The following is a 13,298-nucleotide window of genomic DNA, read 5'->3' as shown; positions in this document are numbered from 1 at the left end:
TTGCCCACGGGCAAGATCAGCCGGCGGATTGTTTGGCCTTGGCGCGCATTTTGTCGGCCATGACGGTCATTTCGTTGTAGAGCAATTGCGGATTTTTCTGCTTCAGCGCCCAGGCCATGCGGCCCTGTTCGTGGGGCAGGATCATGAACTCGCCGGCGGCCACTTGGGTGTAGATGTAGTCGGCAATGTCGGTGGCGGTGATCGGCGAACTTTCCAGTAACTTGCCGACTTTGGCCTTCATGGCCGGCGTCGGGCCACGGAAAGAGTCCAGCAGGTTGGTCTGGAAGAACGACGGACACACCACGTGCACGCCAACTTCCTGCTGCGCCAATTCGATCAACAGACTTTCGGACAACGCCACCACGCCGGCCTTGGCCACGTTGTAGTTGCTCATGGCCGGACCTTGCATCAGCGCGGCCATCGACGCGATGTTGATGATCTTGCCTTTGCTTTTTTCCAACAGCGGCAGGAAGGCCTTGCAGCCTTTGACCACGCCCATCAAGTTGATTGCGATCTGCCAGTCCCAGTCTTCCAGGGACAGTTCGCTGAAGAACCCGCCCGAGGCCACACCGGCGTTGTTGACGATGACATCAATGCCACCGAGCTTTTCTTCGCACGCTTGGGCAAACGCAGTCAGTTGACTGTAGTCGCGCACATCGCAACGCTGGATAAAACCGTCGCCGCCCGCTTCGCGAACCCGCTTCAGGGTTTCCTGCAGGCCGGGCTCGCTGACATCCGACAAGGCCAGCTGCCAGCCTTCGCGGGCCCAGCGCAGCGCGATTTCGCGACCCAGGCCCGAGCCTGCGCCAGTGATCATCATGCGATTTTGCATAGCTAACAGCCTTGTTGTTCTGGGGAAGATGCGCCGAGTGTAGCGAAGGATATTGCCCGACCCACGCTCCATCAGATTGCTGAATGGTCCGCACAAACCGGCGCACGGATTCGGATCGAGTCGCGGCCTTCGCGGGCAAGCCTCGCTCCTACAGGTTTTGTGTCGGTCCCGGATATCGTGGCCAACACAAAACCTGTAGGAGCAAGGCTTGCCCGCGAAGAACGATAACGCGGTTTAACTGACCAACTAACAAGACGCGAAAACGAAATAAGCCTGCTTTCTAAAAAACATTAAAAAACTTTGAATTTTCTTTCATTCGCGAGAGTCGGATTTTGTAAGCAGTTCGGATTTATCGCATTCCGGCTGATCGTTAAAACACTCGGTCAATCCAGAACACTTCCAACAAGGAAATCGTCATGGGCACAATTCTTATCGTTATTCTGATCCTGTTGCTGATCGGTGGTTTGCCAGTCTTCCCACACTCCAGAAGTTGGGGTTATGGCCCATCGGGTATCCTCGGCGTGGTGTTGGTAGTGCTGTTGATTCTGCTGTTGCTCGGCAAGATATAAAGCGTTAACCCGACCAAAAAAAGAGGCCCTTGAAAAAGGGCCTCTTTTTTATTGCGTCAAACGTTAGTCCGGCTTGCCGTTAACCACACCGGCGGTGTTATCCAGCAAGCTCTTGGTCGCAGTTTGCAGGAACGACTCGAGCTTCTGCTTGAGGGCCGCTTCGTCAGCCGACTCGGGAATCACCACACCTTTCGGATCGGCACCCAGTTCGTATTGATACAGTTTTGGCGGCATCTCTTTCGGCAATACCAGCACGCGGTCAGCGGTCAGCAAGGCCACGGTCTGATCGCTGCCCGAAGGCTTGATCACGCCGAAACCCTTGTCACCTTCCGGCAGGTTCAGCAGGTCGCGGCCCCAGCATTGATGAACCACGTCGCCACCGACACGGCCCATGATGGTCGGCACGATGTCGATCTGAGTGCCCACGGTGTGGTCACGCTGGCCGAATTTTTCCTGGATGCCCGGTGCGATCATCAGCATCGGCACGTTGAAGCGACCCAGGTCCATTTCGGTGATTTGCTGCTCGTCGCCGAAGCCATGGTCGCCAACGACCACGAATAGGGTTTCATTGAAGTAAGGCTCTTTGCGGGCCTTCTCGAAGAATTGCCCCAGCGCCCAGTCGGAGTAGCGCATGGCGGTCAAGTGTTCGTTGAGGCTGCCGCGGTTGGTCACGCGCTCTACCGGCAATGGTGTCGGCAAGGCATATGGCGTGTGGTTGGACAGGGTTTGCAGCAAGGCATAGAACGGTTTTTTGTCCTTGCCATCGCGCGCCTTCAGTTCTTCCAGGCCACGGTTGAACATGTCCTGGTCGGACACGCCCCACGTTGGATCGGAGAACACCGGGTTCACGAAATCGTTACGCCCGATGAAGTTGGTCATGCCCTGGTTGCTGAAGAAGCCCGACTGGTTGTCCCAGGCGAAATCGCCGTTGTAGACGTACACATCGTCATAGTCGCGAGCGCTGAGCAACTGTGGCAGGCCGGACAACTTGTGGCTGCCTTCCGGGGTCTGCATCAGGTATTCGAAACCCGGCAGGTTCGGGAAGCAGGCCATGGTGGCGAACATGCCCTGGTGGGTATGGGTGCCGTTGGAGAAGAAACGATCGAACAACAGGCCTTCTTTCGACAACTTGTCAAAGGCTGGCGTGATGTTGCCCGGACGACCCAGGGCGCCCACCGAGTGACCGGCGAAGCTTTCCATCAGGATCACTACCACGTTCTTGATCGGCAGGGTCTTGTTGGCATCCGGCGTGTAGTTACGGCGAACCGCCGCGATATCGGCATCCACCAGTTTGTCGCTCGGGGTCAGCAACATGTCACGCACGGTTTGCTGGGCCAGCGGCTGTGGCAGCGTGGCTTTCCAGATGTTATCGCGCTCTTCGGACATCCGCGACTTGGCCGCCGCGATCAGCGACAGCGTGCCGTTGAGGCCCAACTGGTTGGCGAAGTTGGAGTCGGTGGTGTAGACGTCACCCCAACGTAATGGCGGACCTTGACGCAGGGTGCCACGTGCGGCGACCACGCAGACCAGCAGGCAAACCACGAACACCGCGATGCGCGTATACCACGGGGCAATCTGGCGAGTGCCAATGCTGCCGCCGCTGAACGGACCACGAGGACGGGTGGCGCGGTCGGCGCCCTTGAACGCCAGAGTCAGGATCAACGTACCCAAGGCCCAGGCCAGCAGATAGCGAACCACCGGAAAACCGTACCAGAGCATGCTCATCACGGTTTTCGGGTCTTCTTTCACATACTGGAAGACCAGGCCGTTGAGGCGCTGGTGGAATTCACGGTAGAAGTCCATTTCCATCAGGCCGAGGAACAGCGCGATGCTCGAAGCGATGGTCAGCCAGAAGCGGAAAAGTCCGCGAGCCGCCATGGCCCGGGCGCTGAACAATGCCAGCAGCAACGGAATAATGAGGTAGACCACCAGGCGCAAATCGAAACGCAGGCCGTTGGCGAACGCTTCGAGGAAGGTCGCAGCCGGGGTGTCGAGGATCATCGAGCGGTTGTAGACCAGCAGCGCGACGCGCAGCAGGCTGAACATGACCATCATGACCAGGGCACACAACAACGTGTAGGCCAGATGCGATTTGACGGTCGGTTGCAGCAGGCGACTAGAAGCTCGCTGCTGATTCAGGGCGTCCGGGTTTGCCATGTCGTTTTAGGACCCATTGGAAGTTGAAGTTTCAAAAATACAGCTGCGCCCTGCCCTCTGTTGGCCACTACTTGGCCCCGGGGCTTGCGCGGGTGCGCAAATGTTGCACGATCACTCGCGGCATTGCCATTGATTACTGTCCGCAATGTTGGCGCGGGCGAATTGTCTTGGACACTTTGTGAAAATTTCGTGCAACGCATATCCGGAAACACAATAAACCCCCAATCCCCTGTGGGAGCGAGCCTGCTCGCGAAAGCGGTCTGTCATTAACATTGATGTCGACTGTCCCACCGCTTTCGCGAGCAGGCTCGCTCCCACAAGGGATTGTGCATGTCTTCTAAAGAAAAACGCCCCGAACCAGTCGGGGCGTTATCGAAAGAGCGGCGCGGTTACTTCTCGGCGCGTTCTTTCAGGGCTTTCAAGGTGTTGAACGGGGCATCGACCACGAACTTGTTGGCGATCATCGACGGTACGCTGCCGCCCGGCTCGGTGTGCACTTGATAGGTCACTTCGACCTGATCTCCCTTGGGTACGAACTTCCAGAAACCATCGACTTTGGCGACCCGCACAAAACCTTTTTCTTCAGGAATGTACTTCGGCACGCCTTCGAGTTTGCGAGTCAGGCTGCCATCTGCACCTTCGACAGTGGTGACGTGCAACACCGAATCACGCGGGGTGACGGGCCATGGGGTATTGAATTGGGTGTAGGTCCAGCTGTCAGCGCCTTCGTGCTTGAGCAACTTCTGGGCTTTGCACTCGTGAATCCACGAGCAGGCTCCCGACACGTCTTCCTGCAGCGCGCGCAATTTGGCGATCGTGGTCTTCATCAAGGTGACGCCCTGGTACGCCTTGTAATCGGAACCGGCTACTTCACTCAGGGACACCTTGATGCCGTCTTCGTTTTTGGCGACTTTCCAGTCTTCGGCCTGGGCGGCCGAGGTGGCCAGCAAAACCGTCAAACCACACAGCACAGCAATACGATGCAGCGAACCCATAATCTTATTCCTTATTGTTGAAGTTCCGTTCGTTTGAACACATCACGCCGCCGTCATTCGCTCCCACCAGCCAATCAGCCGGATCGCTTCTTCACTGCTGTTTCCGCATACCTCGGCATCGGCTTCAAAGGCCGAACAGACTGCCGGACGTTCTGCCTGGCCAAAAATGTTGCACAGGTTTTCGACAGAAAGTTGTACGCAACGTTCTCCGGCGGCTTTGCCATGGGGCATGCCGGGAATCGGTGAACTGATGGAAGGGGCAATACAACAAGCGCCACAGCCTTCACGGCATTTCATGACGACAAGCTCCTCGCGACGGGCAATATGTAAAAGGGACGTGGCACAGAGTACCCGCTAAAACGACTGTTTCAAATTACTTGAGGGGAGTTTTTACGCTCAACGGAACGTGACCGACCAGTCTCCGACGAAGCGTCTGGTCCGCGCCTTACCGATGGGAATGATTTACCGCTTGAACTCGAATTCCAACGCCGCGCCTGAGATCTCACGGCGCTCATCATTGCGCAGTTGCAGCTGCATTTCGTTGCTCAGCAGACGGCCGTTGAGTTGAAAATCACTGGATTTGTCGCCGAACATTTGTGGCAATACCCCATCGTGTTTGGGCAATGGCACCGTACCGACGGGCTTGAGTTCTTCGACCAAGTGTTGCGGCAAGCTCAAGTCGAGATTGGCGGGTGGCAGTTTGGTGGTCTTCACCACTTCGCTGGCCGACTTGGACTTGGAAGCAATGGGTGGACGCTTCTTGATCGGCGCAGCTTTCTTTTTGGCCGGCGTGGCTTTTTTGGCCGCAACCGGTTTCTTCGGCGTTGCCGTGGTGCTGGTGGCGGCAGTTTTTTCCTGAACGGCAGCCGCCATGACACCTTGCGGCACAGCAGTCAGCAACAGGCAGATCGATAGCCATGCGGCGGAAAAAATCGGTTTCATGGACCCAACAGCGCTAACGGCAGAGGGCCATATGCTCGCTTTTTGCAAGCGACATGACAAGCACGGACAGTGGATGACCTGCCCGCAGGATCAAAAACCGCTGGCCGTCTCCTGACAGAGCTGAGTCGCCAGCATCCCCAAGGTCATCAATGCACGCTCGGCTTCACGGTTCCAGGGAGTGCCGCAGTTCAGTCGAATGCAGTGATTGAACTGCTCGGTGTTACTGAAAATCAGCCCCGGCGCGATGCTGATGCCTTGCTGCAAGGCTCGCACATGCAGTTCCTGGGTATTGACCCGCCCCGGCAGGCTGACCCACAAAATGAATCCACCGGTTGGCCGGCTCATCTGTGTGCCTTCGGGGAAGTACTGCTGCACCGCCAACTGGAAGGCACTGAGGTTCTTGCGGTATTCCTGGCGGATGTAGCGTAAATGCCGGTCGTAGCCGCCGTTCTCCAGGTAAGCCGCGATGCCCATTTGCGTGACGCTGCACGCCGAATGGGTGCTGAAGGTCTGCAAACGCTGGATTTCCTGCTGGTACTTGCCGGCGATCATCCAGCCAATCCTCACCCCCGGCGACAGGGTTTTGGAGAAGCTCGAGCAATAGATCACCCGATCCAGTCGGTCGTAAGCCTTCAGCGCTTTGGTGCGGCCCTGTTCGAACATCAATTCGCCGTAGATATCGTCTTCGACAATCTGAATATCGAAATCCGAGGCCAGGCGCAGCAACTGTTTCTGCCGCTCTTCGGGCATGGTGCCGCCCAGTGGGTTGCTCAGGCGGGTGGTCAGCACCAATGCTTTGATCGACCATTGGTTGGCGGCCAGTTGCAAGGCTTCCAGGCTCATGCCGGTGGCGGGGTCGCTGGGAATTTCGATGACTTTGAGGCCGAGCAAGTCAGACAATTGCAGCAGGCCGTAATAGGTCGGTGATTCAGCGGCGATCAGGTCACCTGGACGGGTCAATACCCGCAGCGACATCTGCAAGGCATCGACACAACCGTGGGTGATCACCACTTCGGACGGATCGACCACCACACCGGCATCGCGCATGCGAATCGCCACCTGACGGCGCAATGGTTCGAAGCCCGGGCTGAACATGTAGCTGAACGCCCGGGGGCTATGGAATCGGGTAACCTTGGCCAATTGCTGATGCAGTGCACGGACCGGCAGATAATCGACGCTCGGCACCGCCGCACCCAAGGGAAAAACACCCTCGCGGCGGGATTCGACCAGGACTTGCTGAATGATGCTGCTGCGCGTGACCAGACCAGGCCGTTCGACCCGGGCAATGTCCGGCGTCGGCGCCGTCAGGGCCGGCGTCTGGTGCACGTAGTAACCGGACTGCGGCCGGGCGCGGATCAGGCCCTGGTCTTCAAGGTTGGCGTAAGCCTGCAACACGGTTGCATGACTGACATTGAGCTGCGAGCTCATCTTGCGCACCGAAGGCACGCGCTCCCCCGGTTGATAGACACCGCGGCGGATGTCCTCGGCCAGTTGTTGAGCAATACGTTGGTAAAGCAAGAGATTGGTCATGACGCAGCACTCGATTTCACGGGCATTTTATTCTTGTGTGAAACAATACCGGAACAGTTTAGAAGTGTACGGGGACAGTTGCCACAATAGTCGACCGTACAGTGCAGTGTCAGCAAAATCTGTACTGCTTTTTTTGAAGAGCGTGAAGCCTTTCACAGGCACAAAAAAACCCGGCGCTGTCTTGCAGGCCGGGTTTTCCAGTAACGCAGCCCTTAGCGGGCAGCGCCGAGCTGGCCTTTTTCGTCGGAGAACACAATTTCCACCCGACGGTTCTGCGCGCGACCGCGTTCTGAGGCGTTCACGTCCACCGGGTATTCATCGCCATAGCCTTCGACCTGGATGCGTTTATCGTCGATGCCCAGATCCATCAGCACGTCTGCCACCGATTGCGCACGGTCGCGGGACAGCTTGAGGTTATCCTGCTTGCCGCCGGTGCTGTCGGTGTAGCCTTCGATCCGCACCACACGTTTGGGGTTGAGCTGCAGGAATTGAACGATCTTCAGCACTACGCGGTTCGCCGAATTCTTCAATTCTGCTTCGCCGGTATCAAACAGCACGTCGCCCAGCGTCATCACCAGGCCACGGTCAGTCTGGGTAGTGGCCAGCGCCACGATCTGTTCTTCGAGCCATTTGCCCTGTTGCTGCACGCTCAGTAACTTGGACTCGCGCAGGGCCAGTTGCAGGCGCTGGCGTTCCAGTTCGAGTTTTGCCGCCTGCTCTTCGTTAAGCACCTGATTGGTGTGTTCCCGGGCGATTTCGCTGTAGCGCTGGCTCAGGTACGCGTAATGCACCACATCCGAACCGCTGCCCCAGTAGCTGGACAGGCGATCGGCGCGAGCCAGGGATTCACCGGCACGGATGACGTCCTTGGGCGCGATACGCAGCACGTTGGAGTCTTCCTTGACCTTCTGGAAGTCAGCCCCGGCCTGTTGCACCGCGGACTCGCTGTGCTGGCCGGCGCAGCCATACAGGCTGGCGCAACCTGCGAGGATCAAACCGCCGAGTACTTTGGACTTAAGGCTCATTGGGCATCCCCCAGTTGCTTGCGCAGGCGAGTGATGCGGGTATTGAGTACGTTCAACTGCTCCTGGCTCTTGAGGGTCAGGACCCGGGCTTCAGCCAGGCGCGCATCCAGCTCAGCCTGTTCGGCGCGCATGCGGGCATGTTTGTAGGACTGGTCGGTCATGTCGCCCTGGGCGCGGGAGAACTTGTCTTCGGCCAGTTTCAGCTCTGGCACGTCGTCAGCGGTGGCGCCAACGGCCTTGGCTTGTTCGAGTGCCTGCTCGGTCAGGCGAATTTGTTCATTCGGCGCCGGATCGGCTGCACAACCCGCCAGAGCCAGAACGGCCAGGGCAGCGAAAAGAGGTCGAATACTCACTAAAAATCCCTACTGTTTTGGGGTACTGGCGGGTTGCTGTTGCTGCGTTTTCCAACGCTCGATATTGCGTTGAAGCACAGCCTCCGTCAGTCCGGACGCGGGCAATTCTGTCATCTTTTTGGCCAGCTGTCCGCGCAACCACGGATCGTTGCAGGCGGAGTTATGGGAAACCGCGAGGAACAGGCCAGGTCTGTCGACAGGTTGCGGATAGGCTTGCAGGTCGTTGCCCATGCCCAATGCCTGCGCGGCCGCCATGCCCGAATAGCGCCCGGCGAGTACAAATTCGACCTCGCCCAACAGCAATTTCTGAAGGGCCTGGGTCAGGTTTGGCGTACGGGTCAGGGTCAATTGCTGCTCGGCGAAAGTGCTGAATTCCCGGGTCATCCGAGACTTTTCCGACACGGCGCCGGGGTGCCCGTGCAGGTCTTTGGCTTCGCTGTAGGTCAGCGTCGAGCCTTTGCGGGTCCAGACCAGATAGTCGTTTTCCAGCAATGGCGGATGGATGTAATCCAGGGTATCCAGTTCGTTGAGGGTCAACGGTGCGTCCGCCAGCATGTCCATGCGACCGCTGCGCACTTCATCCAAAGCCTGGGCCCGTTTGCCGGCATACAGCATTTCAATCTTGATGCCCAACTCCCCCGCCACTTGCTGCAACAAATCGGCACTGGCGCCGATCAGGTGCTTGGGGTTCTGCGGGTCTTGCCACAGGTACGGCGGTGCGTCCGGGCTACCGGTGACTACCAGGCGTTCGCACTTGCCGGCGGCGCTGGCCAGCCCTGGCAACAGCGTCAGGCCCAGCAATAATGACCAGCCATACTGGCGGCGCAGATCCATGGCAAAGCTCTCCCACTCAAATCCGAAACAAAAAAAAGCCCGACCAAAAGGCCGGGCTCTTTATAGTTTAAGCCGCTGGATTAGACCAGCTTCTCGAACTCGGGGATGGCTTCGAACAGGTCTGCCACCAGGCCGTAATCGGCTACCTGGAAGATCGGCGCTTCTTCGTCCTTGTTGATCGCAACGATCACTTTGGAGTCTTTCATGCCGGCCAGGTGCTGGATCGCGCCGGAGATACCGACGGCGATGTACAGCTGAGGAGCAACGATCTTGCCGGTCTGACCGACCTGCATGTCGTTGGGTACGAAACCTGCGTCGACCGCGGCGCGGGAAGCGCCAACAGCAGCGCCCAGCTTGTCAGCCAGGGCGTACAGGTGTTTGAAGTTGTCACCGTTCTGCATGCCACGGCCGCCGGAAACGACGATCTTGGCAGCGGTCAGTTCCGGACGATCGGACTTGGCCAGTTCTTCGCCAACGAAGCTCGAAGTGCCAGCGTTGTGGGCAGCAGCAACCGCTTCAACGGCAGCGGAACCACCTTCAGCGGCAACCGGGTCGAAACCGGTGGCCCGCACGGTGATCACTTTCACCGCAGCGTTCGATTGAACGGTAGCGATGGCGTTACCGGCGTAGATCGGGCGCTTGAAGGTGTCAGCGCTTTCAACCGAGATGATCTCGGAGATCTGGTCAACGTCCAGCGACGCGGCAACGCGTGGCAGGATGTTTTTGCCGTTGGAAGTGGCGGCAGCCAGGATGTGGCTGTAGCCCTTGCCCAATTCTGCAACCAGCGGCGCAACGTTTTCCGGCAACTGGTGAGCGTAGGCGGCGTTGTCGGCCACCAGCACTTTCGCCACGCCAGCGATTTTCGCAGCGGCTTCAGCCACGGCGCCAGCGCCTTGACCGGCGACCAGAACGTGGATGTCACCGCCGATTTTGGCGGCAGCAGCGACGGTGTTCAGCGTGGCCGGGGCCAGTACTTTGTTGTCGTGTTCTGCGATTACCAAGATAGTCATGGTTAGATTACCTTCGCTTCGTTTTTCAGTTTCTCGACCAGTTCAGCCACCGACTTGACCTTGATACCCGCGCTGCGTGCAGCCGGCGCTTCGACTTTCACGGTCTTGTTGGTGGAGGCGGTGGAAACGCCCAAAGCGTCCGGAGTCAGCACTTCGAGAGGCTTCTTCTTGGCTTTCATGATGTTTGGCAGGGACGCGTAGCGCGGCTCGTTCAAACGCAGGTCGGTGGTGACGATGGCCGGCAGTTTCAGGGAAACTGTCTGCGCGCCGCCGTCGATTTCGCGGGTCACGGCAACGGTGTCGCCAGTGACTTCGACTTTCGAAGCGAACGTGCCCTGACCGTAGCCGCTCAATGCAGCGAGCATCTGGCCGGTCTGGTTGTTGTCGCTGTCGATGGCTTGTTTGCCGAGGATCACCAGCTGAGGCTGTTCCTTGTCGACAACAGCTTTCAACAGCTTGGCAACGGCCAGCGAGGTCAGATCTTCAGCGGATTCGACGAGGATGGCACGGTCGGCACCCAGAGCCAGCGCGGTGCGCAGTTGCTCTTGAGCGGTGGACGGGCCGACGGAGACGACGACGATTTCAGTCGCAACGCCTTTCTCTTTCAGGCGTACGGCTTCTTCCACTGCGATTTCGCAGAATGGGTTCATCGACATCTTCACGTTAGCGAGGTCGACGCCGGAATTGTCCGCCTTGACGCGAACCTTGACGTTGTAATCCACAACGCGTTTGACAGCTACAAGAACCTTCATGGATTCCTCGTTACTCTCCGGTGAAAAGAAAGTCGCCTAGGCGAACCTGGCGGTTGATGCTCGTGGGCGCAAGGGCACCTCTAAAAACGCTGGCATCTGAACGGGGTGACACGGCTCGCGTTGCTGATGACCGTTCGTCAGTGGTGACCGATGAGTCATTCATTACCGCGGCGTGTAAACTGCGCGCCGAATCTTCGTGGCGTATCACCTTGTACTGCCATCGCCCTGTCTTTAGAGGTGCTCTTGAAACCAACAGTCAGCCTACGGCGAGCGCAAAACCGCCCGTATCTTGACCGGAACGCCTATTCCGGTCAATACGGCAAAATGGCCAGTCATAAGCCGCGTTACTTTGATTTCTCTGGCCTGGAGCCAATTCAAACAAACGTTTGTATTGGACGCTAGGAGTGGTGTAGATATAATGCGCCACCCAGAGAGAAAGGTGGTTCATCGATTGTCCTCTTCCGGCATTGCGCCGGGATTCACGGATGCGACACCAAACCTCCAATATTAGAAAAAAAACTGTTGAGCCTTGAGTAGGAGATAACCTGTGGAACGCGAATACATGGAATTCGACGTGGTCATCGTCGGTGCCGGCCCCGCTGGTCTTTCCGCCGCCTGCCGCTTGAAGCAGAAGGCCGCCGAAGCCGGTAAGGAAATCAGCGTCTGCGTGGTCGAAAAAGGCTCCGAAGTCGGTGCTCACATCCTGTCCGGTGCCGTGTTCGAACCACGCGCCCTAAACGAATTGTTCCCGGACTGGAAAGAACTTGGCGCACCGCTGAACACGCCGGTCACCCGCGATGACATCTTCGTTCTCAAGAACGCCGACAGCGCGCAGAAAATCCCTGACCTCTTTGTGCCCAAGACCATGCACAACGAAGGCAACTACATCATCTCCCTGGGCAACCTGTGCCGCTGGCTGGCCCAGCAGGCCGAGAACCTGGGCGTGGAAATCTACCCAGGCTTCGCTGCTCAGGAAGCGCTGTTCGACGACAACGGCGTAGTTCGCGGGATCATCACCGGCGACCTGGGCGTTGGCCGCGAAGGCCATCCGAAAGAAGGCCTGTACACCCCGGGCATGGAACTGCGTGGCAAGTACACGCTGTTCGCCGAAGGTTGCCGTGGCCACATCGGCAAACAGTTGATCAAACGCTTCAACCTCGACAGCGAAGCCGACGCCCAGCATTACGGCATCGGCCTGAAAGAAATCTGGGAAATCGATCCGGCCAAGCATCAGCCGGGTCTGGTGGTGCACACCGCCGGTTGGCCGCTGGACATCATGGGCACCGAGAACACCGGAGGCTCGTTCCTTTATCACCTGGAAAACAATCAGGTGGTTGTCGGCTTGATCGTCGATCTTTCCTACAGCAATACCTACCTGTCGCCATTCGACGAGTTCCAGCGCCTCAAGCATCACCCGGTGCTCAAGCAGTACCTGGAAGGCGGCAAGCGCATCAGCTACGGCGCTCGCGCAATCTGCAAAGGTGGCCTGAACTCGCTGCCGAAAATGGTGTTCAAGGGCGGTGCGCTGATCGGTTGCGACCTCGGCACCCTGAACTTCGCCAAGATCAAAGGCAGCCACACCGCGATGAAGTCCGGCATGCTCGCCGCTGAATCCGTGGCCGAGGCGCTGTTCGCCGAGAAAGACGGCACTGAAGAGCTGACCACTTACGTCGACGCCTTCAAGAAGAGCTGGCTCTACGACGAACTGTTCGCCAGCCGCAACTTCGGCCCGGCGATCCACAAGTTCGGCGCCATCGTTGGTGGCGGTTTCAATTGGCTCGACCAGAACATCTTCGGCGGCAAACTGCCGTTCACCCTGCATGACACCAAGCCGGATTACGCATGCCTGAAGCTTGCGGCGGACTGCAAGAAGATCGACTACCCGAAACCGGACGGCAAGATCAGCTTCGACAAACTCAGCTCGGTGTTCATCTCCGGTACCAACCATGAAGAAGAGCAGCCGTGCCACCTGAAGCTGACCGACCCAAGCATCCCGATCAGTAAGAACCTGCCGCTGTACGATGAGCCTGCCCAGCGCTACTGCCCGGCCGGCGTGTACGAAGTGGTGACCAAGGAAGACGGCGAGAAGCGCTTCCAGATCAACGCCCAGAACTGCGTTCACTGCAAGACCTGCGACATCAAGGACCCTGCACAGAACATCACCTGGGTGGCACCGGAAGGCTCCGGCGGCCCGACTTACCCGAACATGTAAGTTGCTCGCCTGAACATCAAGGCTCCCGAATGGGGGCCTTTTTGTTGCCCACGTTTCAAGAATCACCACGCCCCAAATGTAGGAGCA

General features: G+C 58.1%; 13 protein-coding genes. 2 read left to right on the top strand and 11 right to left on the bottom strand.

Going from position 1 to position 13,298, the window contains the following annotated elements; translation table 11 throughout:
* Positions 1–16 precede the first annotated feature (16 nt).
* Complete coding sequence (locus tag BK667_RS18810) at positions 17–832, bottom strand: SDR family oxidoreductase (RefSeq protein ID WP_123598528.1); 816 nt, start codon at positions 830–832, stop codon at positions 17–19.
* 410 nt (positions 833–1,242) lie between these two features.
* On the opposite strand from BK667_RS18810, the gene BK667_RS18805 reads away from it, so the two are divergent.
* Positions 1,243–1,401 (top strand): DUF3309 family protein, encoded by a 159-nt coding sequence (locus BK667_RS18805; RefSeq protein ID WP_177331420.1) that lies wholly within the window; start codon positions 1,243–1,245, stop codon positions 1,399–1,401.
* A gap of 63 nt (positions 1,402–1,464) precedes the next feature.
* Here BK667_RS18805 and BK667_RS18800 read toward each other — a convergent pair whose 3' ends face one another.
* From BK667_RS18800 to BK667_RS18755, 10 genes are all read right to left on the bottom strand, one after another.
* Positions 1,465–3,558 carry an LTA synthase family protein gene (locus tag BK667_RS18800; protein WP_123510086.1) on the bottom strand — a complete coding sequence of 698 codons (2,094 nt, stop codon included), beginning with the start codon at positions 3,556–3,558 and terminating at the stop codon, positions 1,465–1,467.
* Positions 3,559–3,947: 389 nt separating this feature from the next.
* Positions 3,948–4,553: an START domain-containing protein gene (locus BK667_RS18795; RefSeq protein ID WP_123510085.1), complete on the bottom strand. Its 606-nt coding sequence runs from the start codon at positions 4,551–4,553 to the stop codon at positions 3,948–3,950.
* A gap of 42 nt (positions 4,554–4,595) precedes the next feature.
* Positions 4,596–4,850 carry a YkgJ family cysteine cluster protein gene (locus BK667_RS18790; protein WP_123510084.1) on the bottom strand — a complete coding sequence of 85 codons (255 nt, stop codon included), beginning with the start codon at positions 4,848–4,850 and terminating at the stop codon, positions 4,596–4,598.
* A gap of 165 nt (positions 4,851–5,015) precedes the next feature.
* Positions 5,016–5,495, bottom strand: coding sequence for a translation initiation factor 2 (locus tag BK667_RS18785; protein ID WP_123510083.1), 480 nt, complete (start codon positions 5,493–5,495; stop codon positions 5,016–5,018).
* Between the two features lie 90 nt (positions 5,496–5,585).
* Positions 5,586–7,025, bottom strand: a complete 1,440-nt coding sequence (locus tag BK667_RS18780) for an aminotransferase-like domain-containing protein (RefSeq protein WP_123598527.1) — start codon at positions 7,023–7,025, stop codon at positions 5,586–5,588.
* A gap of 212 nt (positions 7,026–7,237) precedes the next feature.
* Positions 7,238–8,050 carry an OmpA family protein gene (locus BK667_RS18775; RefSeq protein ID WP_123598526.1) on the bottom strand — a complete coding sequence of 271 codons (813 nt, stop codon included), beginning with the start codon at positions 8,048–8,050 and terminating at the stop codon, positions 7,238–7,240.
* A complete protein-coding gene (locus tag BK667_RS18770) occupies positions 8,047–8,403 on the bottom strand; it encodes a DUF4398 domain-containing protein (protein WP_123510080.1) in 357 nt (118 codons plus the stop codon). The genes BK667_RS18775 and BK667_RS18770 overlap by 4 nt, the downstream gene beginning before the upstream one ends.
* A gap of 9 nt (positions 8,404–8,412) precedes the next feature.
* Complete coding sequence (locus BK667_RS18765; RefSeq protein WP_123598525.1) at positions 8,413–9,237, bottom strand: substrate-binding periplasmic protein; 825 nt, start codon at positions 9,235–9,237, stop codon at positions 8,413–8,415.
* A gap of 80 nt (positions 9,238–9,317) precedes the next feature.
* The gene (locus tag BK667_RS18760; protein ID WP_123598524.1) at positions 9,318–10,247 is read right to left on the bottom strand and encodes an electron transfer flavoprotein subunit alpha/FixB family protein; all 930 of its coding nucleotides are present in this window, start codon (positions 10,245–10,247) and stop codon (positions 9,318–9,320) included.
* Between the two features lie 2 nt (positions 10,248–10,249).
* Positions 10,250–10,999, bottom strand: a complete 750-nt coding sequence (locus BK667_RS18755) for an electron transfer flavoprotein subunit beta/FixA family protein (protein ID WP_123598523.1) — start codon at positions 10,997–10,999, stop codon at positions 10,250–10,252.
* 547 nt (positions 11,000–11,546) lie between these two features.
* On the opposite strand from BK667_RS18755, the gene BK667_RS18750 reads away from it, so the two are divergent.
* Positions 11,547–13,211: an electron transfer flavoprotein-ubiquinone oxidoreductase gene (locus tag BK667_RS18750; protein WP_123598522.1), complete on the top strand. Its 1,665-nt coding sequence runs from the start codon at positions 11,547–11,549 to the stop codon at positions 13,209–13,211.
* Positions 13,212–13,298: the final 87 nt, after the last annotated feature.

The sequence above is a fragment of the Pseudomonas frederiksbergensis genome (genome assembly GCF_003732705.1).
GTDB classification, from domain to species: Bacteria; Pseudomonadota; Gammaproteobacteria; order Pseudomonadales; family Pseudomonadaceae; genus Aquipseudomonas; species Aquipseudomonas frederiksbergensis_F.
Note: the sequence above shows the minus strand (reverse complement) of the source record. Positions and strands in the feature narration are given on the sequence as shown.

What these genes read in the sequence shown, in the direction of transcription:
- BK667_RS18785 (WP_123510083.1), bottom strand. Translation starts at nt 5,495, where the DNA reads ATGAAACCGATTTTTTCCGCCGCATGGCTATCGATCTGCCTGTTGCTG.
- BK667_RS18775 (WP_123598526.1), bottom strand. Translation starts at nt 8,050, where the DNA reads ATGAGCCTTAAGTCCAAAGTACTCGGCGGTTTGATCCTCGCAGGTTGC.
- BK667_RS18780 (WP_123598527.1), bottom strand. Translation starts at nt 7,025, where the DNA reads ATGACCAATCTCTTGCTTTACCAACGTATTGCTCAACAACTGGCCGAG.
- BK667_RS18790 (WP_123510084.1), bottom strand. Translation starts at nt 4,850, where the DNA reads ATGAAATGCCGTGAAGGCTGTGGCGCTTGTTGTATTGCCCCTTCCATC.
- BK667_RS18765 (WP_123598525.1), bottom strand. Translation starts at nt 9,237, where the DNA reads ATGGATCTGCGCCGCCAGTATGGCTGGTCATTATTGCTGGGCCTGACG.
- BK667_RS18755 (WP_123598523.1), bottom strand. Translation starts at nt 10,999, where the DNA reads ATGAAGGTTCTTGTAGCTGTCAAACGCGTTGTGGATTACAACGTCAAG.
- BK667_RS18760 (WP_123598524.1), bottom strand. Translation starts at nt 10,247, where the DNA reads ATGACTATCTTGGTAATCGCAGAACACGACAACAAAGTACTGGCCCCG.
- BK667_RS18795 (WP_123510085.1), bottom strand. Translation starts at nt 4,553, where the DNA reads ATGGGTTCGCTGCATCGTATTGCTGTGCTGTGTGGTTTGACGGTTTTG.
- BK667_RS18800 (WP_123510086.1), bottom strand. Translation starts at nt 3,558, where the DNA reads ATGGCAAACCCGGACGCCCTGAATCAGCAGCGAGCTTCTAGTCGCCTG.
- BK667_RS18810 (WP_123598528.1), bottom strand. Translation starts at nt 832, where the DNA reads ATGCAAAATCGCATGATGATCACTGGCGCAGGCTCGGGCCTGGGTCGC.